General features: G+C 72.5%; 15 protein-coding genes and 1 riboswitch. Of the genes, 8 read left to right on the top strand and 7 right to left on the bottom strand.

The genetic code is table 11. The features are described 5' to 3' along the window. Nucleotides 1-28: 28 nt before the first annotated feature. From Pen02_RS03815 to fdxA, 3 genes are all read right to left on the bottom strand, one after another. Complete coding sequence (locus tag Pen02_RS03815) at nt 29-3,961, bottom strand: ThuA domain-containing protein (RefSeq protein WP_239140025.1); 3,933 nt, start codon at nt 3,959-3,961, stop codon at nt 29-31. Between the two features lie 324 nt (nt 3,962-4,285). Then, on the bottom strand, nt 4,286-5,416 hold the full coding sequence (gene dapC / locus Pen02_RS03810; RefSeq protein WP_372445573.1) for a succinyldiaminopimelate transaminase: 1,131 nt from the start codon (nt 5,414-5,416) through the stop codon (nt 4,286-4,288). After that, nucleotides 5,413-5,736: a ferredoxin gene (fdxA, locus tag Pen02_RS03805; RefSeq protein ID WP_203864497.1), complete on the bottom strand. Its 324-nt coding sequence runs from the start codon at nt 5,734-5,736 to the stop codon at nt 5,413-5,415. The genes dapC and fdxA overlap by 4 nt, the downstream gene beginning before the upstream one ends. A 79-nt stretch (nt 5,737-5,815) precedes the next feature. Between fdxA and Pen02_RS03800 the strand changes: the two genes are divergently transcribed. Further along, nucleotides 5,816-6,928 (top strand): GNAT family N-acetyltransferase, encoded by a 1,113-nt coding sequence (locus Pen02_RS03800; RefSeq protein WP_203864496.1) that lies wholly within the window; start codon nt 5,816-5,818, stop codon nt 6,926-6,928. A 24-nt stretch (nt 6,929-6,952) separates the two neighbouring features. On the opposite strand, the gene Pen02_RS03795 is transcribed toward Pen02_RS03800, so the two are convergent. From Pen02_RS03795 to mshB, 3 genes are all read right to left on the bottom strand, one after another. After that, complete coding sequence (locus Pen02_RS03795; protein WP_203864495.1) at nt 6,953-7,417, bottom strand: hypothetical protein; 465 nt, start codon at nt 7,415-7,417, stop codon at nt 6,953-6,955. A gap of 189 nt (nt 7,418-7,606) precedes the next feature. Beyond that, nucleotides 7,607-8,068 (bottom strand): hypothetical protein, encoded by a 462-nt coding sequence (locus Pen02_RS03790; protein ID WP_372445572.1) that lies wholly within the window; start codon nt 8,066-8,068, stop codon nt 7,607-7,609. A 23-nt stretch (nt 8,069-8,091) separates the two neighbouring features. Further along, nucleotides 8,092-9,057 carry an N-acetyl-1-D-myo-inositol-2-amino-2-deoxy-alpha-D-glucopyranoside deacetylase gene (gene mshB, locus Pen02_RS03785; protein ID WP_239140084.1) on the bottom strand — a complete coding sequence of 322 codons (966 nt, stop codon included), beginning with the start codon at nt 9,055-9,057 and terminating at the stop codon, nt 8,092-8,094. 223 nt (nt 9,058-9,280) lie between these two features. Between mshB and Pen02_RS03780 the strand changes: the two genes are divergently transcribed. From Pen02_RS03780 to Pen02_RS03770, 3 genes are all read left to right on the top strand, one after another. Continuing rightward, nucleotides 9,281-11,518: a S9 family peptidase gene (locus Pen02_RS03780; RefSeq protein ID WP_203864493.1), complete on the top strand. Its 2,238-nt coding sequence runs from the start codon at nt 9,281-9,283 to the stop codon at nt 11,516-11,518. 178 nt (nt 11,519-11,696) lie between these two features. Next, on the top strand, nt 11,697-12,107 hold the full coding sequence (locus tag Pen02_RS03775) for a YciI family protein (protein WP_239140082.1): 411 nt from the start codon (nt 11,697-11,699) through the stop codon (nt 12,105-12,107). A gap of 13 nt (nt 12,108-12,120) precedes the next feature. Continuing rightward, entirely contained in the window at nt 12,121-13,365 is a 1,245-nt protein-coding gene (locus tag Pen02_RS03770; protein ID WP_203864491.1) for an RNA polymerase sigma factor, read from the top strand. 18 nt (nt 13,366-13,383) lie between these two features. On the opposite strand, the gene Pen02_RS03765 is transcribed toward Pen02_RS03770, so the two are convergent. Then, entirely contained in the window at nt 13,384-13,785 is a 402-nt protein-coding gene (locus Pen02_RS03765) for a VOC family protein (protein ID WP_203864730.1), read from the bottom strand. Nucleotides 13,786-14,013: 228 nt separating this feature from the next. After that, a riboswitch (S-adenosyl-L-homocysteine riboswitch) is annotated at nt 14,014-14,094 on the top strand. 16 nt (nt 14,095-14,110) lie between these two features. Here Pen02_RS03765 and metH point away from each other — a divergent pair. The 4 genes from metH to Pen02_RS03745 all read left to right on the top strand — a co-directional run bounded on the left by metH (nt 14,111) and on the right by Pen02_RS03745 (nt 19,755). Further along, nucleotides 14,111-17,758 carry a methionine synthase gene (metH, locus tag Pen02_RS03760; RefSeq protein ID WP_203864490.1) on the top strand — a complete coding sequence of 1,216 codons (3,648 nt, stop codon included), beginning with the start codon at nt 14,111-14,113 and terminating at the stop codon, nt 17,756-17,758. A gap of 151 nt (nt 17,759-17,909) precedes the next feature. Then, on the top strand, nt 17,910-18,512 hold the full coding sequence (locus tag Pen02_RS03755) for a hypothetical protein (RefSeq protein ID WP_203864489.1): 603 nt from the start codon (nt 17,910-17,912) through the stop codon (nt 18,510-18,512). A 118-nt stretch (nt 18,513-18,630) separates the two neighbouring features. Then, nucleotides 18,631-19,224 carry a TIGR03086 family metal-binding protein gene (locus Pen02_RS03750; protein WP_203864488.1) on the top strand — a complete coding sequence of 198 codons (594 nt, stop codon included), beginning with the start codon at nt 18,631-18,633 and terminating at the stop codon, nt 19,222-19,224. Between the two features lie 42 nt (nt 19,225-19,266). Continuing rightward, nucleotides 19,267-19,755, top strand: coding sequence for a type II toxin-antitoxin system PemK/MazF family toxin (locus Pen02_RS03745; RefSeq protein WP_203864487.1), 489 nt, complete (start codon nt 19,267-19,269; stop codon nt 19,753-19,755). Nucleotides 19,756-19,848: the final 93 nt, after the last annotated feature.

Genomic DNA, 19,848 nt, shown 5'->3' with positions numbered 1-19,848 from the left:
ACCGGTAATCGCTACTATGATCCGATCGTCAGCTCTGGTACGCCTCCAGTTCCCAGAGTGAGTAGCCGTAGCCGGTACCCCGGGCGGTGCCGTTGATCCGCAGGTAGCGGCCGTTCGCGCCGAGCCCGGTGTGCTCGTCGGTGCCGCCGTCGGCGCCGGTCACCGTCTTCACCGTGGTCCAGGCGGTGCCGTCGGCCGAGGTCTGGATCTGGTACGCGCTGCCGTACGCCGCCTCCCAGACCAGCTTGACCCGACCGATCGGCTGCGCCGAGCCGAGGTCCACCCGAATCCACTGTGGATCTGTGAACAGTGATGACCAGCGGGTCGCCGGGTTGCCGTCCACCGCCGCCGAGGCGGGCACGTCGGCACCCTCCGTACTGGACGCGGTGGCCGGCTTGTTCAGCAGCAGGTTGCCGCCACCACTCGGGCCGCCGGACGGGGTGCCGTAGACCTCGAACTCCCAGAGCGAGTAGCCGAAGCCGGTGCCCCGGGCGGTGCCGTTGATCCGGACGTACCGGCCGGTGCCGGTAAGCCCGGTGTGGTCGTCGATGCCGCCGTCCGCGCCGGTCACCGTCTTCACCGTGGTCCAGGCGGTGCCGTCGGCCGAGGTCTGGATCTGGTACGCGCTGCCGTACGCCGCCTCCCAGTTCAGCCGTACCCGACTGAGCTGGTACGACGCCCCGAGGTCGACGGTGATCCACTGCGGGTCGGCGAACGCCGAACCCCACCGGGTGGCCGGGTTGCCGTCCACCGCCGCCGAGGCGGGTACGTCGGCGCCCTGCACGCTCGACGCGGTGGTCGGCCGGTTCAGCGCCAGGTTGCCGGTCGGCTCCGGATCCGGCCCCGGCCCGCCGCCCTCGCCGGACAGGGTGAACTCGTCGATGTCGTAGAGCCCGCCACCGGTGCCCCGGAACACCAGGTACAGCTCGTGCGTTCCGGTCGGCGCGGTGATGCCACCGGTCACCGCACGGAACTCGCCGTAGCCGCCGGTCGCCGGCACGGTCGCCGAGCCGATCAACTGGCCGGTGGGCGAGCCGACCCGGAACTCCAGGGTGTGCCCGCCGACGTTCGCGCCGACCCGGGCCGAGAACGACCGTACCCCGGTCAGGTTGTACGGGCTGAACGCGATCCAGTCCCCGTTGTCGATGTACCCGACCGCCCGGCCGCCGTGCGCCTGCCCCGGCGCACTGGTCTGTACGCCGCTGCTCGACGAGTAGTGCTCGGCCTGGCGTACCCGTGGTTGCAGGATGCTCTGCGCGTGCGTGGTCAGCGGCGCCTGGCCACCCCCGCCGTTGTCGGTGTACTCGGCGTCGAAGACGCCGAAGATGTTGGCCGAGACGTCGTGCTCGCCGTCGGCCAGCGTACGCAGCGTGCCGGTGCAACCCTGCGCGCTGGTCAGCAGGTGTGCGTGCGCGTCGTGCCCGAGCAGATAGCTGACCTTGACCCGCGAGCAGTCGATGGTGCCGTCCTGCGGGTCGGTGACCACCACCCGGTACGGCACGGTGTCGCCGAAGGTGAACGTCTGACCGTTGGCCGGCAGCTCCAGCCGGACGGTCGGGGCGGTGTTGCCGACCGTGATCACCACGCTGGCGGTGGCGGTCTTGCCGGTCGAGTCCCGGACGGTCAGTGTGGCGCTCCGGGTGCCGTTGGTGGTGTAGGTGAAGGTCGGGTTCGGCGCGGTGGAGTCGGTGCTGCCGTTGCCGTCGAAGTCCCAGGCGTAGCTGATCGGGTCGCCGTCCGGGTCGAGGGTGCCGGCCGAGGAGAAGGTGACGGGCAGTGGCGCCACCCCGGAGGTCGGGCTGGCCGCGATCTTCGGCTGCGGGGCGCGACCACTGCGGGCGTACTCGATGCGGTAGACCGCCGAGTGTTCGTCGCCGTTGAAGAAGCCGGTGCCGTAGTCGAGGACGTAGAGCGCGCCGTCCGGGCCGAACTCCATGTCCATCACCTGGGTACCGGTCCACGGGAACGGATTGATCTTGAAGGGCTTGCCCGCCTCGTCCAGCACGATGTTCTTGATCCAGCGCCGGCCGAACTCACCGGCGAAGAACGTGCCGTCGTAGTACTGCGGGAAGGCCACCTCGGAGGTCGACGCCGGGTTGTACCGGTAGACCGGCCCGGCCATCGGCGACAGCCCGCCGCCCTGGAACTCCACCGGCTGCGACCCGGTGTACGGCAGCCAGGCCGGAATCGCCGGCGGCAGCGTACGGATTCCGGTGTTGTTCGGCGAGTCGTTGGTCGGCCCGCCCGCACAGTTGTACTTCGGCCCCGACGGCCCGCTCGGAAAGGTGAACTCGTTGTACGCGTCGTTGTTCCCCGTGCAGTACGGCCAGCCGTAGAACCCGGGCGCGGTGATCCGGGCGAACTCCACCTGCCCGGCCGGTCCCCGGTTCGGGTCGGCGGTGCCGGAGTCCGGCCCGTAGTCGCCGAGGTAGACCGCGCCGGTCGCCTTGTCCACGCTCATCCGGAACGGGTTGCGGAAGCCCATCGCGTAGATCTCCGGCCGGGTGTTCGCCGTGCCGGGCGCGAACATGTTGCCGGCCGGCACGGTGTAGCCGCCGGTCGCGCTCGGCCTGATCCGCAGCACCTTGCCGCGCAGGTCGTTGCTGTTCGCCGAGGTCCGCTGGGCGTCGAACGCCGGGTTCCGGCCGGCCCGCTCGTCGATCGGGCTGAACCCGGCCGAGTCGAACGGGTTGGTGTCGTCGCCGGTGGAGAGGTAGAGGTTGCCGGCGGCGTCGAAGTCGATGTCCCCGCCGACGTGGCAGCACATCCCGCGACTGGTCGGCACGTCCAGCACCAGCGTCTCGCTGGCCAGGTCGATGGTGTTGTCGGCCCGTACGGTGAACCGGGAGAGCCGGTTCACGCCGTTCCACGGGGCGAAGTCGGCCGGCGTACCGGTGGCCGGGGCGCCGCCGCCGGGGGTGTTCAGCGGTGGCGCGTAGAAGGCGTACACCCAGCGGTTGGTGGCGAAGTTCGGGTCGGCCTTGATGCCCTGCAACCCCTCCTCGTCGCCGGTGTAGACGGCGAGCCGGGCGGCGATCTTGGTGTTGCCGACCGCGTCGGTGTGCCGGATCGTGCCGTCCCGGGCGGTGTGCAGTACGCCCCGGTCGGGCAGCACGGTCAGGCTCATCGGCTCGCCGACCTCGGCCACCCCCTTGGCCAGGGTGACCTGCTGGAAACTGCTGTCCACGGTGCCGCCGCAGACCCCGGGCTCGGCCCCGGCCGCGCTGCGCAGCCCGCCGAGCAGGTGGGTCCGGAACTGCGGCTCGGCGAACGACTCGTCGGTGTGCCCGCCGCCGGTGTACCAGGACCGCCCGCCGTCGTAGTTGTGGCACCAGGCGATCGGGTGGTCGTGCCCGTTGCCCCCACCGGTGTACGTCGTCTCGTCCAGCGTGGCCAGCACGTGCACCTTGCCGCGCGGGTTGGCCCGGAAGTTGTACCACTCGTCGCTGCGGTTCCAGCGCAGCGGCAGCGAACGGGTGGACGGGTGCACCCGGTCGGCGACCTTGATGGTGGCCGGCTGCGGCGCCGGATGCGAGGCGAAGTACGCCCCGACCAGCCCGCCGTACCACGGCCAGTCGTACTCGGTGTCCGAGGCGGCGTGCACCCCGACGTATCCCCCGCCGGCCTGGATGAACCGTTGGAAGGCGCCCTGCTGTGCGGTGTCGAGTACGTCCCCGGTGGTGGAGAGCCAGACGACGGCGTCGAACCGGGCCAGGTTGGCGTCGGTGAACGCTCCGGCGTCCTCGGTCGCCTCGACGGCGAAGTTGTTGGCGGCACCGAGTTGCTGGATGGCCGCGATGCCGGGGCCGATCGAGCCGTGCCGGAAGCCTGCGGTCTTGGAGAAGACCAGCACGGTGAAGGCGGGGGCGGCACTCGCCGCAGGCGGCGTGACCACCACCCCGACGAGTACGAGAAGCATGCTCAGCGCAGCGCCGAGCCAGGATCGTGGTGTCCTACGCACGGACCGGTCCCTTCGTCGACCGGGCGGTCCGCCGTGTCACGCCCTATGGCCCGCGCCACCGGCGATCGCCGGAGCGCGAAAGATGTGCATACATCGTTGCCAGCGTGTTGCCACGACGTCAAGCGGTGCCGCCGAAATTTCCGAGAGCGCTCTCCGGCCCGGTGTACGCGGCGGCCTACCCGATAGGTCCGGTGTACGGGGGCGGCCTACCGATAGCGGCGGACCGACGCCAGCCCACCAGCCGCGCTGCGGTCAGCCGGCCAAGCGACCAGCCGGCCAGGCGATCAAGCGATCAGCCGGTCAGGCGGTCAGGCGGTCAGGCGGTCAGGCGGCGAGCCTGTCGGCGACGGCGGCGACCCGCTCGTCGGTCGCGGTGAGCGCGACCCGGACGTGCCGGTCACCGGTCGGGCCGTAGAAGGCGCCGGGCGCGACCAGGATCCCCCGCTGGGCGAGCCAGTCCACCGTGGCCCAGCAGTCCTCGCCCCGGGTGGCCCACAGGTAGAGCCCGGCCGAGGAGTATTCGATCTCGAAGCCGGCCTTGACCAGCGCGTCCCGCAGCAACTCGCGGCGGGCGGAGTATCGGATGCGCTGCTCGGCCACGTGCTCCTCGTCGCCGAGCGCCGCCACCATCGCCGCCTGCACCGGAGCCGGCACGATCATCCCGGCGTGCTTGCGTACCGCGAGCAGGGCGTCGACCAGCGTCCGGTCACCTGCGACGAAACCGGCCCGGTAACCCGCCAGGTTGGAGCGCTTGGAGAGCGAGTGCACCGCCAGCAGGTTGGCGTGGTCGCCGCCGGAGACCGCCGGATCGAGGATCGAGGTCGGCGTCTCCTCCCAGCCCAGCGAGAGGTAGCACTCGTCGCTGGCCACCAGCACGCCGCGCTCGCGGGCCCAGTCGACCACCTTGCGCAGGTGCTCCGGCGGCAGGACCCGACCGGTCGGGTTGGACGGCGAGTTGACCCAGACCAGGCGTACCCGGGGGTCGGGGCCGAGCGCGGTCAGGGAGTCGGCCCGGACCACCTCCGCGCCGGCCAGCCGGGCCCCGACCTCGTAGGTCGGGTAGCAGACCTGCGGGATCACCACCACGTCGCCGGGACCGAGCCCGAGCAGGGTCGGCAGCCAGCCGACCAGCTCCTTGGAACCGATGGTCGGCAGCACCCCGACGGTCTCCGGATCGGCCCCGCAGTAACGGGCCACCCACTCGGTGAGCGCCGCCCGCAGTGCCGGGGAGCCGGCGGTCAGCGGATAGCCGGGCGCGTCCGAGGCCGCCGCCAGGGCGGCCCGGATCGCGCCGGGCACCGGGTCGACCGGAGTGCCGATCGAGAGGTCGACGATCCCGTCCGGGTGCCGCCCGGCCAGCGCCTTCGCCGGCTGGAGCAGATCCCACGGGAAGTCGGGCAGGTTGCCGGTACGGCCGGATGGTGTCCGGCCGGCAGCCGGTGTCGTGCCGCTCAGTGCTCACCTCGCGGCGGCTGGGCCGCGACGAACGGGGTGTCCTTCTCGATCTTGCCGGTCTTGGAAGCCCCACCCGGCGAACCGAGGTCCTCGAAGAACTCGTAGTTCGCGGTGGTGTAGTCCTTCCACTGCTCCGGCACGTCGTCTTCGTAGAAGATCGCTTCCACCGGGCAGACCGGCTCGCACGCCCCGCAGTCGACACACTCGTCGGGGTGGATGTAGAGCATCCGGTTGCCTTCGTAGATGCAGTCGACCGGGCACTCCTCGATGCACGCTTTGTCGAGCACATCCACGCACGGCTCGGCGATGATGTAGGTCACCGATCTTCTCCTCCGCAAGCCACGCCGCGATCGACCGCGACGGTAAGAGCCTAGTATGTCGCCGGGGAGGGGGTCGATCGTGCTCGGACGCCGCGATGTGGGACACCGGATCGTAGTTCGCCGGATTGTCGGAAATCAGAGCGGACGTACCCTGTTCAGCGACGCTCTCGGCGAACTGGTCGACCTGACCGAGACCCATCTCACGCTGGCCACCGCGAACGGGCCGCTCCGGGTGCCGCTCGGCGAGGTGCACCGGGCCAAGCGGGTACCGCCGGCCCGCCGCCCGAACGCGACGGCGGTGGTCGAACTCGAACTCGCCTCGGACGAGGCGTGGCCCGCCCCGGTACGCGAGCGGCTCGGCGACTGGCTGCTGCGTACCGCCGAGGGCTGGTCCGGGCGGGCGAACACCGCGCTGCCGGTGGGCGACCCGGACCGGCCGCTCGACGAGGCGATCGACGCGGTCGTGCACTGGTACGCCGAGCGGCGCCGGCCACCCATGGTCAACGTGCCGCTGCCGCTGGCCGCACCGGTCGGCGCCGCACTCGACGAGCGGGGCTGGTCGGCCCGGCCACTCGTACTCGTCCAGACCGCCCCGCTGGCGACGATCCTGGACGCCGTCCCGGCCCGGCCGAACCTGCCGGTGCCGGAACTGGCCGAGTCCCCGTCAGCCGGCTGGTACGCGCTGGCCGCCCGGCGCAAGGCGAAGCAGAGTCGCGACCACGCCCGGCTCGACGCGGCGCCCGACAGCTCCGCCGGACGCCCGCCGATCCCGGACACCCGCCCCGGGTCGCCGGCCCCGCCCGGACTGCCGGACGCGGACGACCCGGCCGAGTTGCCGGCCGCCGCCCGGCACATCCTCACCGCCGTGCGGCAGGTCCGCTTCGTCCACCTGTACGCCGCGCCGCCCGCCGGCCGTCCCGGCGCCGAACGGGAACTCGTCGCGGTGGCCCGGGGCACCGTCACCGGCCAGGGCCGGTGGCTGGGGCTGAGCCTGATCGAGGTGGTGCCGCAGGCCCGCCGGCAGGGGCTGGCCCAGCAGATGATCCGGGCGCTGGCGGAGTGGGCCGGCGGGCTCGGCGCGACCCGGGCGTTCCTCCAGGTCGAGGAGCACAACGAGAGTGCCGTGTCGCTCTACCGGCGGCTCGGCTTCACCACCCACCACACCTACCAGACCCGGGTCGCCCCGCAGTGACCCGAGGCCGGCTGGCGGGGACGGTCAGCGGCGTACCACCCGGCGGGGCTTGGCCTGCTTCGCCTCGGCGTACCGCTGGAGCGACCGCGACCGGTAGTCCCGGCCGAACGCGGTCAGCAGCAGATAGCCGACGAGTACGCCGCCGAGGGTGAAGCCGGCGTAGAGCCAGATCTGCGAGAAGAACGCCCCGGCCCCCGAGGCGAACGGCTGGCTGCCGCTGATGAACGGCCCGACGAAGATCGTCAGCACCATTCCGATCACCACGGCGAGGGCCATCTCCCCGCCCCAGTCGGGCAACGGACGGCGCTGCCCGCGGATGAACGCGAGGACCGCCAGGACCACTCCGATCGCGGCGAACATGCCCAGTGAGATCCGGTCCTGCATCTCGGTGTCGTCCCCGAAGCCGAGCCGGGCGACCAACCGGGCTACGACGTTGATCCCGAACAGCACACCCGCGAGTACTCCGACCGGCAGCCAACGCTCCTTCATCGCACGTCCTCTTGGCGTCGGGCCCCCGCCGTCCGGGGGCGTCCTGCCACAGAGTTCTACCACCCGTCGCTGAGTGGATCCATGGTGCGAGCGGGCCGGAGCCGGGCGGCGACGGACACCGGGGCGAGTACGCCGCCGCGCCGAACTCCAGGTCGTCCGGGTGGGCGACGATGGCGAGCCCGCGTCGTGTCAGAGCTGGAGCCCCGGAGGTTCCGGGCCGCGCGGATTCATGATCATGCGGAAACCCATCACCGCGAAGGTCACCGAGCCAGCGAAAATCATCACCAGTCCGACCCAGTTGTTGGCGGCGATCAGCACGTCACCCTCGGAAGTGCCGCCCGCCGCGACCACCATCAGCGCGAACCACACCACGGCAGGCAGTGCGAGCGCCCACCGCCGGCCCACCACCCGGGGCGCGAACCAACCGAGCGCCACGTTCGCCAGCACGGTGACCAGCACCGACACCCCGATCAGCACCCCGCCGACCCGGAGCATCGACAGGATCAACTCCAGCACGGCGGTGACCGCCGCGGCCACCACCGAGAGCACCCCGCCGACCACCCGCAGCGCCAGGTCGACCACACCGCGCAGCGCCGACGGGGCGGCGGGCGGCGCGACGGGTTCCAGCTCCGGCGCGGGCTCCGGCGGGATCGACACGGACGGGCTCGGCAGGCTCACCGCGCGCCCGCCTCGACCGGCGTACCGGTCGGAGGCGTCGGGAGCGGGGTGCTCGGGGCGGCTCCGGTCCGACCGGCGTCGGCCGGTACGGGCACGCTCCGGGCGGCCCCGTCGGCCACCGGCAGCCCGGCGAACAGGTCGTCCTCCCAGCCGTACGGGCCGGAGCCCGGCCCCCGGGTGCCGACCGCCAGGGTGTAGAACTCCACTCCCATGAACTCGCCGCCGAAGTTGCTGGCGATCGAGTAGAGCCAGGAGTTGTCCGGGATCTGCGTGCCGTGCGCCCGCATCGCCGCCTCCTTGGCGGTGTGCTGGTCGGTGCCGTCGATCCGGGCCGCGATCTGCTCGTCCGGAGTGCCGAACGGCAGGTCGTCGGCCCGCTCGGTACCGGCGAACGGGTTGTCCCCGGCGTCGGCGAAGGCGACCAGGCCGGCCTCCAGCACGCTCTTCGGCATCGCCGTCCAGTAGACCTTGGCCGGCCCGAAACCCTCGGCGGCGGCGAGCTCGGCCGCCCGCATCGCCACCCGGTGCGCCTGGATGTGGTCCGGGTGGCCGTAGAAGCCGTTCGGGTCGTAGGTGACCAGCACCTGGGGGCGTACCTCGCGGATGATCTCCACCAGGTAACCGGCCGCCTCGTCCAGATCGGCCTGCCAGAAGGCGCGCGGGTGGTCGTTGGTGGCCAGCCCCATCATGCCCGAGTCGCGGTAGCGCCCGGCGCCGCCGAGGAACCGGTGGTCGCGTACCCCGAGGGCGGCGCACGCGGCGGCCAGCTCCGCGATCCGGTACCCGCCGAGTTGGTCGGCCTCGGTGGCGGCCAGCCCGGCCAGCGCCGGTACGTGGATCTCGCCCTCCTCGCCGAGGGTGCAGGTGACCAGGGTGACCCCGGCCCCCGCCGCCGCGTAGTACGCCATCGTGGCGCCGGTGCCGATCGCCTCGTCGTCGGGATGCGCGTGCACCAGCAGCAGTCGCCGGGCCGGATCGGCGGGACCGAACGGCTCGGGCGAGCCAGCCGGAACGGCCGCCTCGGTCGGGTTCGTCACCCGGGCAACTCTACGCGCCGGGGCCGGCACACCCGACCTCGGGACGTGTCGCCACACCCGGAGAGTGAGCAGCCCACTACCGATACCGGACGGTGGTCGCGATGGCCGCTCGGCCACATAGCCGACCGCCCGGCTCTACGATCACGGTGTGAATTACCCGGAGTTGGCCGCCCGTACCCGTCGGTTCAACCGTGGCGCGCCGCGGTCCGTGACGGTGGCGGGCGACGGCTCACGGGTGGTCTTCCTCCGCTCCGGCGGTCCCACCGACCCGGTCGACGCGCTCTGGCTGCTGGACGTCGCCACCGGCACCGAACGACTGGTCGCCGACCCCGCCGGCCTGCTCGCCGAGCGGGCGGTCGACGCGGACCCCACCGCCGCCGACCCGGACGCCGACACCGGCGGCCCGGCGGCCCTGCCCGGCACCGCGCCGGCCACCGAGACCCGCCCGGCCGCCGCCGCCCACTCGACCGAACAGGCGCTGCGCGAACGGCTCCGGCTGAGCGCCTCCGGCATCGCCTCGTACGCCACCGACCCGGCCGCCCGGGTCGCGGTCTTCGCGCTCGACGGCCGGCTGTTCCGGGCCGACCTGGTGCACGGGGACGTGGTCGAGGTCGCCGTCTCCGGCCCGGTGGTCGACCCCCGGCCGGACCCGACCGGCCAGCGGCTCGGGTACGTCACCGACGCCGCCGGCAACGGCGGCCGGGTCGGCCAGTTGCGGGTGGTCGAGGCCGACGGCACCGACACCCTGCTGGCCGGCGAGGACGCCGGGGTCACCTGGGGACTCGCCGAGTTCGTCGCGGCCGAGGAGTTCGACCGGTTCCGGGGCTACTGGTGGGCGCCGGACGGCCGGACCATCCTCGCCGCCCGGGTCGACGAGTCCCGGCTGCCCCGCTGGCACCTGCACGACCCCGGTGACCCGGCCAGCCCGCCGCGCTCGGTGGCCTACCCGCGCTCCGGGGGGCCGAACGCCGAGGTGAGCCTGCACCTGCTCGACCTCGACGGCGGTTGGGTCGACGTGCACTGGGACCGGGAGACCTACCCCTACCTGGTGTCGGTGGAGTGGGCCGAGACCGGGCCGCTGATCACCGTACTGCGCCGGCTGCAGCAGCACGGGCTGGTGCTGGCGGTGGACCCGCGTACCGGCGAGACGCAGGTGCACGCCGAACTCGCCGACCCGCGCTGGGTCGAGCCGGTCGCCGGCACCCCCCGACACCTGCCCGACGGCCGGGTACTCGTCGGCGGCGAACTCGCGCACGACGGGTACGACGCCCGCTGCCTCTTCGCCGACGGCACCCTGCTCACCCCGCCGTCCCTCTACGTCCGGCGGGTCGTCGGCTGGCTGCCGAACCGCAACGGCAGCCCCGACCTGCTGGTCGAGGGGAGCGACGGCGAGCCGAGCCAGCAGCACCTGTTCCGGGTGCGTACCGCGATCGGGGCCGGCGGGATCGACGCCCGGCGGCTGACCGCCGACCCGGGCTGGCACAGCGCGACGGTCGGCGGCGACGTACTCGTGGTGCAGTCCCGCTCGCTCGACGCCGCCGGCAGCACCTGGACGGTCTGGCAGGGCGACCGGGAGGTGGGTCCGCTGCGCTCGCTGGCCGCGACCCCGCCGTACGCGCCCCGGCCGGCGCTGGAACGGGTCACCGACCGCCGGCTGCCGGCCGCGGTGGTCTATCCCGGCAACCACGTCACCGGCCGCCGGCTGCCGGTGCTGCTCGACGTCTACGGCGGCCCCGGCGTCCAGCAGGTGGTGGCCGCCCGGTCGGCGTGGCTGGAACGGCAGTGGTGGGCCGACGCCGGCTACGCCGTGGTCACGATCGACAACCGGGGTACCCCCGGGGTGGCGCCGTCGTTCGAGAAGGTGGTGCACCGGCGGCTGGCCGACGTGATCCTGGCCGACCAGGCGGACGCGCTGACCGCACTCGCCGGCAAGCACCCCGATCTCGACCTGGGTCGGGTGGCGATCCGGGGCTGGTCGTTCGGGGGCTGGCTGGCCGCGCTGGCCGTGTTGCGCCGGCCCGACCTGTTCCGGTGTGCCATCGCCGGTGCCCCGGTCACCGACTGGACGCTGTACGACACCGCGTACACCGAGCGCTATCTCGGGATGCCGGCCGACAGCCCCGAGGTGTACGCCCACCACTCGCTGCTGGAACTCGCCGCCGAGCCGGTACGCGACCCGGAGGAGGCCCGGCCGATCCTGCTGGTGCACGGGCTGGCCGACGACAACGTGGTGGCCGCGCACACGCTGCGGCTCTCCGCCGCGCTGCTGGCCACCGGCCGCCCGCACTCGGTGGTCCCGCTGACCGGCGCCACCCACATGGCCGCCGGTGGCACCGCCGAGCGGCTGCTCGCCCTCGAACTCCACTTCCTCCGCCAGTACCTCTGAACGGCGGAGCGGCGGACCAGCGGAGCCGAACCGGATCCCGGGGCGATGCCCGAACCGGTGCCGGGGCGATGTCCGGACCGGGTCCCGGGGCGATGTCCGGAACGGTCCGCCGGTACCGACGTCTCCAGCGAACCGGCACCCGACCGGTGCCGACGGAGAGGAGTCACCCGTGAAATACATGATCATGATGGCTGGTTCGCAGCGCGACTACGACGCGATGGCCGGCAAGGGCAGCGAGGGCGCGCCGGCCTGGACGCCGCAGGACATGGCGGCGCTGCACGAGTTCATGGCCGCCTGGAACAACGAACTGGTGGAATCCGGGGAGTTCGTCGACGCCCGGGGGCTGAGCGCGCCGGTACACACCCGGCGGGTCCACCTCACCGACGGCGTACCGGTGGTGACCGACGGGCCGTACCCGGAGACCCAGGAGGTGCTGGCCGGGTACACGATCGTCGAGTGCGACAGCTTCGACCGGGCCACCGAGATCGCGGCGAAGCTGGCCCGTACCCCGCATCCGGAGAACGCGATCCTGACCAACGAGTGGTACGTCGACATCCGGCCGGTCGCCGAGGGCATCGAGGACCTGTAGCCGAGCCGCTCCCGTGTCGGACAACGAGGTCGAGGACCTGCTGCGTCAACTGGCGCCGCAGGTCCTCGGCGCGCTCGTTCGCCGGTACGGGCACTTCGACACCGCCGAGGACGCGGTGCAGGAGGCACTGCTCGCCGCCGCCACGGGTTGGCCGGTGGACGGCGTACCGGACAGCCCGCGCGGCTGGTTGATCACGGTCGCCTCGCGCCGGCTGACCGACCTGCTCCGCAGCGAGCAGGCCCGGCGCCGCCGGGAGGACACGGTCGCCCGCTGGACCCTCGCCGACCAGCAGCTCGCCCCGGCCGCCGACCGTCCTCCCTCGGAGACCGACGACACCCTGATCCTGCTCTTCCTCTGCTGCCACCCCGCGCTCTCGCCGGCCTCGCAGATCGCGCTGACCCTGCGCGCGGTCGGCGGCCTGACCACCACGGAGATCGCCCGGGCCTTCCTGGTGCCGGAGGCGACCATGACCCGGCGGATCACCCGGGCCAAGCAGCGGATCAGGGACAGCGGCGTTCCCTTCGGGATGCCGCCGTCCGCCGAGCGCGCCGGGCGGCTCGGCGCCGTGCTGCACGTGCTCTACCTGATCTTCAACGAGGGGTACGTCAGCACGTCCGGCCCGACCCTCTACCGCACCGAACTCTCCGCCGAGGCGATCCGGCTGGCCCGGCTGCTGCACCGGCTGCTGCCGGAGGACGCCGAGGTGACCGGGCTGCTGGCCCTGATGCTGCTCACCGACGCGCGGCGGCCGGCGCGTACCGGGCCGGACGGGGAGTTGGTGCCGATGGCGGAGCAGGACCGGAGCCGCTGGAACGCCGCGCAGATCGCCGAGGGGGTGGCCCTGGTCGGCGAGGCGCTGCCGAAGGGCCCGACCGGGCCGTACCAGGTCCAGGCGGCGATCGCCGCACTGCACGACGAGGCGCCCAGCACCGAGGAGACCGACTGGCCGCAGATCGTCGCGCTCTACGAGGTGCTGCTGCGCGGCGCCGCCAACCCGGTGGTCGCACTGAACCACGCCGTGGCGGTGGCGATGGCGCACGGCCCGCGCGCCGGCCTGGACCTGCTGGACCGGCTCGGCACCGACGACCGGATCGCGGACGACCACCGCACGTACGCCGTCCGGGCACACCTGCTCGAACTGGCCGGCGACCACCCGGCCGCCCGGCAGGCGTACGCGAGCGCCGCCCGCAAGGCCACCGGCCTGGCCCAACAGCGCTACCTCAACACCCGCGCCGCCCGCCTACCCCCCGACCCGTGACCGCCGGGCGGGGCCATCTCAGCCGGCGTTCCCCCAGGAGCGGGTGGAGAGGACGAGGCGGTAGCCGTCCGGGTCCTCGACGGTGACACCCCAGCGGTCCCAGTACGGGCCCTGGGAGACGCGCCGGCCGCCGGCGGCTTCGAGGCGGGCGACCAGGGTGTCGTCCACCGGCCCGGAGAGGTAGAGCACCAGCAGGTCCTCGGCGGTGGGCGACGGCCGGACGGTGAGGTTCGCGCCGCCGACGATCTCCAGGTGCCAGCCCGCTCCGGGCCAGCCCAGCATCAGCAGGTCGTGTTCCCCGGGGGCGTTGCCGGCGCCCCGGTACAGCACCTCCAGGCCAAGCCCGGAGACGTAGAAGCGCTCGATCGCGGCAGGGTCACGGGTGGGGCGGGCGAGCCGGAGATGGGCCTTCGGATCGATCGTCAACGGAGTACTCCTCGGGTCGGGAGGGACCAGCCTGCAACGTGAACGCCGCTTCAGGTCAACACACGGTTCGTACCCCGAGGACGCGTCGCCGCTGGACAGGCCGGTCCGATTCGCCGCCGAGCCCGGAAGTCGATCATCGTTGCAGGTCGGCGACCCGGATCACCGTCCCACAGTGCGCGAAGATTTCGGCCTTCTCGGGTCCTTTCCGGTAGTCTCGATCTCCGGGTCGAGAGGCGCTGCAACGGGCAGAGACGCCCGCCACGCTCGACCCGAGTTCGATCTTTCCAAGGGCGCCTCCGTTCGACGACGGAGGTGGCCAATGGGTACGGCTTCGAGCGGCACCGGCACGCGGGCGGCGCGCACCCGGGCACTGCGGGAGCTGCTGGCCGAGCGGATCGTGGTGCTCGACGGTGCCTGGGGCACGATGCTCCAGGGCGCCGGCCTGACCCCCGCCGACTACCGTGGCGACCTGCTGGCCGACCATCCGCAGGACGTGGCCGGCGACCCGGACCTGCTCAACCTGACCCGGCCGGACGTGATCCTCGACGTACACCGGCGCTACCTGGCGGCCGGCGCGGACATCACCTCGACGAACACCTTCACCGCGACGGGCATCGCGCAGGCCGACTACGGCCTCCAGGCGCTGGTCCCGGAGATGAACCTGCGCGGCGCGCAGCTCGCCCGGCAGGCCGCCGACGAGGCGGGCGGCAAGTTCGTCGCCGGCTCGGTCGGGCCGCTGAACGTGACCCTCTCGCTCTCGCCCCGGGTCGACGACCCGGCGTTCCGGACGGTCTCCTTCGACACCGTCCGGGAGTCGTACGCGGAGCAGATCCGGGCGCTGGCCGAGGGCGGCGTCGACATCCTGCTGATCGAGACGATCTTCGACACGCTGAACGCGAAGGCCGCGATCGCCGCCGCCCGGGAGGTCGCGCCCGACCTGCCGCTGTGGATCTCGGTGACCATCGTCGACCTGAGCGGCCGGACCCTCTCCGGGCAGACCGTCGAGGCGTTCTGGAGTTCGGTCGCGCACGCCGAGCCGCTGGCGGTCGGGGTGAACTGCTCGCTCGGCGCCGCCGAGATGCGCCCGCACGTCGCCGACCTGGCCCGGCTCGCCGGCACCTACGTCGCCTGCCACCCGAACGCCGGACTGCCGAACGCGTTCGGCGGCTACGACCAGCAGCCCGAGGAGACCGGCCGGCTGCTCCGCGAGTTCGCCGACGCCGGCATGGTCAACATCGTCGGCGGCTGCTGCGGCACCGGCCCGGACCACATCGCGCAGATCGCCGCCGCCGTCGCCGGCCAGCCGCCCCGCGCGGTGCCGGCACCGACGGCGCAGACCCGGTTCAGCGGGCTGGAGCCGTTCGCCATCGGCGCCGACACCGGTTTCGTAATGATCGGCGAGCGGACCAACGTCACCGGCTCGGCGCGGTTCCGCCGGCTGATCGAGGCCGACGACCACCAGGCCGCCGTCGACGTGGCGCTTGAGCAGGTACGCGGCGGCGCCAACATCCTCGACGTGAACATGGACGCCGACCTGCTCGACAGCGAGCGGGCGATGACCACCTTCCTCAACCTGATCGCGACCGAGCCCGAGGTCGCCCGCATCCCGATCATGATCGACAGCTCGCGGTGGAGCGTGCTGGAGGCCGGGCTGAAGTGCGTACAGGGCAAGGGGATCGTCAACTCGATCAGCCTCAAGGAGGGTGAGGAGGCGTTCCTGGCGCAGGCCCGACGGATCCGGGACTACGGCGCCGGTGTGGTGGTGATGGCCTTCGACGAGACCGGCCAGGCGGACACCACCGAACGCAAGGTGTCGATCTGCGCCCGCGCCTACGACCTGCTCACCCAGCAGGCCGGGTTCGCGCCCACCGACATCGTCTTCGACCCGAACGTGTTGGCGGTGGCGACCGGGATCAGCGAGCACAACGGGTACGCGAAGGCGTTCATCGACGCGCTCCCGCTGATCAAGGAGCGCTGCCCGGGGGCCAGGACCAGCGGCGGCATCTCCAACCTGTCGTTCTCGTTCCGGGGCAACGACGTCGTACGCGAGGCGATGCACTCGGCGTTCCTGTTCCACGCCGTACGGGCCGGGCTGGACATGGGCATCGTCAACGCCGGTCAGCTCGCCGTCTACCAGGACATCCCCGCCGACCTGCTGGAACTCGTCGAGGACGTACTCTTCGACCGCCGCCCGGACGCCACCGACCGGCTGGTCACCTTCGCCTCCACGGTCAGCGGCTCCGGCACCCGGCGCACCGTCGACCTCTCCTGGCGGGAGAACCCGGTCGAGGAGCGCCTGTCGTACGCCCTGGTGCACGGGATCGTCGACTTCATCGAGTCCGACACCGAGGAGGCACGCAAGCAGGCGGACCGGCCGCTCGACGTGATCGAGGGCCCGCTGATGGACGGCATGAAGATCGTCGGCGACCTCTTCGGCTCCGGCAAGATGTTCCTGCCCCAGGTGGTGAAGAGTGCCCGGGTGATGAAGCGCTCGGTCGCCTACCTGGAGCCGTACATGGAGGCGGAGAAGGAGCAGGCCCGCGCGGAGGGGCGGCTCGACACCAACCGTGGCCAGGGCAAGGTGGTGCTGGCGACGGTCAAGGGCGACGTGCACGACATCGGCAAGAACATCGTCGGCGTGGTGCTCGGCTGCAACAACTACGACGTGGTCGACCTCGGCGTGATGGTGCCGGCGGCGAAGATCCTGGACACCGCGATCGCCGAGAACGCCGACGCGATCGGGCTCTCCGGGCTGATCACCCCGTCGCTGGACGAGATGGTCTCGGTCGCCACCGAGATGCGGCGGCGGGGCATGAACCTGCCGCTGCTGATCGGCGGGGCCACCACCTCCCGCCAGCACACGGCGGTGCGGATCGCCCCGGCGTACGACGGCAGCACCGTGCACGTGCTCGACGCGTCCCGGGTGGTCGGGGTCGTCTCCGACCTGCTGAACCCGACCCGGGCCGCCGAACTGGACACCCGGAACCGGGCCGAGCAGCAGCGGCTGCGCGAGCAGCACGAGGGGCGGGACCGGGTACCGCTGCTCACGGTCGAGCAGGCTCGGGCCAACCGGGAAGAGGTCGACTTCGCCGGGCTGCCGGTGCCGGCCTTCACCGGGGTACGCGTCGTCCGGCCGGAACTGACCGCGCTGCGCGAGATGATCGACTGGCAGTTCCTCTTCCTCGCCTGGGAGTTGAAGGGGAAGTTCCCGGCGATCCTCGACCAGCCGGTGGCCCGGGAACTCTACGACGACGCCAACACGCTGCTCGACCAGATCATCGCGGACGGCTCGCTGACCGCCGTCGGTTCGTACGGCTTCTGGCCGGCGCACTCCGACGGCGACGACATCGTGCTGACCGGTGAGGCCGCCGCCTCCTTCCCGATGCTGCGTCAGCAGACCACCAAGCCGGCCGGCCGGCCGAACCGCTGCCTCGCCGACTACGTGGCGCCGGCCGACGACCACCTCGGCGGCTTCGCCGTGGCGATCCACGGTGCCGAAGAACTCGCCGCCGGCTTCGAGGCGCGGCACGACGACTACCGGGCCATCATGGTGAAGGCGCTGGCCGACCGGCTCGCCGAGGCGTTCGCCGAATACCTGCACCTCCAGGCCCGACGGGACTGGTACGAGCCGGATGCCGACCCGGCGATCGAGGACCTGCACGCCGAACGGTTCCGGGGCATCCGCCCCGCCCTCGGCTATCCGGCCAGCCCCGACCACAGCCTCAAGCAGCGTCTCTTCGAGCTGCTCGACGCCGACACGCTCGGCATGGGCCTGACCGAGTCGTACGCGATGACTCCGGCCGCCAGCGTCAGCGGGCTGCTCTTCGCGCACCCGTCGTCGCGGTACTTCACCGTCGGGCGGCTCGGTCGGAACCAGGTCGAGGACTACGCGGCCCGGCGCGGGCTGCCGCTCGCCGAGGTCGAGCGCTGGCTCCGCCCCAACCTGGGCTACGACCCCGAGCAGTAGGCAGGTCAGCCGGCACCATACGCCCCGCTCTGTCCGATGTCTACCGTACTGTCCCACCGATCAGTGGAGCTGGCCTCCACCCATTCGTCCCCACCTATCCCCCGTTCGGCTCACTACGCTGGTCAGTGGCGGCCGACGGGAGGAGACGCCGGTGGAACTGCGGGGCCCGCTCTCCTGGCGGATCGGCGTTCGCAGATGGGACTACCTGGTCGACTGTGCGTTGTGGATCCGGGCGAGCGAACGGATCGAGGTACCCGCGCACCGGCTCGTACCCGGTCCACTCGACCTCGACGAGCCGCCGGCACCGAGCCGACCCCTCGGCTTCGTACCCGGCACGGAGTGGCTCGGCTGGTGGCTGTCGCTGGTCGACCCGGCGGGGCAGCGAACCCGACCGCGCGCCGACCTGGAGCCCGCCGACGACACCCCGGACCCGCTCGGGCTGGCGCCGTGGCCGGCGCTGCGCCGGGTGGTCGCGGAACGCTGGCCCGAGGCACGCGACTGGCACGCCGCCCGGCAACGGGACGGACTCGACCGGTACGGTCCGGGCAACGCGGCCACCAACAACGTGGTGCGCCAGGTCGAACAGTCGCTGGGCCGTTCGATCCGCCCGTTCAGCGTCGAGATCGTGCTGCTGCCGGTACGTGACGACGTGATCCGTCGGGTGGACCACGAGCGCTACCTCGTCCCGGAACGGGTGCACGACAGTGCCCGATGGTCGGTCTGGCTGCGCGGCCTGGTGCTGCGGATCGGCTGAACCGGGTCACCGCTGCCGCCCCCTGCGCCGGCCCGCCGTGGCCCGGGAATGTCGGTGGGGCTGGGTAACCTCCCGAATCGGACCTGCCCCCGCACCGGGTGCTCGAAGGGAGTCGCAGATGCTCGACCTGGAACCTGCCGCGCAGGAGGTGATCCGGCTGGTCGGCGGCATTACCGACGACCAGCTCACCGCCCCGACGCCGAGCACGGACACCTCGGTGGCGGATCTGCTGGACCACCTGACGGGCCTGGCCCTGGCCTTCACCTGGGCCGCCCGGAAGTCTGCCGAGGACGTGCCCGGCGCCTCGGCGCCGCCACCACCCGCCAGCGCCGACAACCTCGATCCACAGTGGCGCACCCTGCTGCCGGCCCGGCTCGACGAGCTGGTCGAGGCGTGGCGGAAACCGGACGCCTGGACCGGGATGACCATGGCGGGTGGAGTGACGCAGCCGGCCGAGGTGATGGGCATGGTCGCGCTCGACGAGCTGGTGCTGCACGGCTGGGATCTGGCCAAGGCGACCGGGCAGCAGTTCCACTGCGATCCGGCCAGCACCGAGGCGGTGCTGGCGTTCACCACCGAGTCGGCCCGGCCCGAGCAGGCCGCCGGCCGCGAGGGGCTGTTCGGCCCGGTGGTGCCGGTGCCGGCGGACGCGCCGCCGTTCGACCGCGCCCTCGGCTTCGCCGGTCGCGACCCCAACTGGACGCCAGCCTGACGAGCACTGCTGACGAGCACTGCCGAGGAGTAGGGTTCCGCCGTGGCAAATCTCTTGAAGGGTGTCAGGGCGACGGTCAGCCGGATCACCAGGCGTAGTCCCGCTCCCACTCCTGGCCAGATCCCGGCCCAACTCGCGCGGCGCCGCCAGGTCGCCGCGTTGCAGCGTCGAGAGCTGCTCTACGCCCCCGAGCTGGACGGACAGGCCGATCCGGGCGAGATCGTCTGGACCTGGGTGGCGTACGAGGACGACCCGCGCCAGGGCAAGGACCGCCCCGTACTCGTGGTCGGGCGGGTCAGCCGGACCCTGTTCGGGCTGATGCTCTCCAGCAAGAGCGACCGGGACGGTCAGCGGCACTGGCTCGCCCTCGGCCCCGGCGAGTGGGACCGGGACAACCGGCCGAGCTGGATCCGCCTCGACCGGGTGCTCACGATGCGCGAGGACAGCATCCGGCGGGAGGGCGCGGTACTCGACCGGGCCCGCTTCGACCGGATCGGCCGCGCGCTCCGCGCCGGCTACGGCTGGCGCTGACCGACGCCCGAGGAGCTGTTTCCCGCCTAAGAAGCTGTTCCTCGCCTGAGGAGCTGTTCCTCGCCTGAGACGTGGCCGGGCCCCCGGCGGAAC

This window comes from Plantactinospora endophytica, assembly GCF_016862915.1.
Taxonomy (GTDB): Bacteria; Actinomycetota; Actinomycetes; order Mycobacteriales; family Micromonosporaceae; genus Plantactinospora; species Plantactinospora endophytica.
The sequence above is the reverse complement of the archived record's forward strand: the minus strand, read 5'-3'. Positions and strand labels throughout refer to the sequence as shown.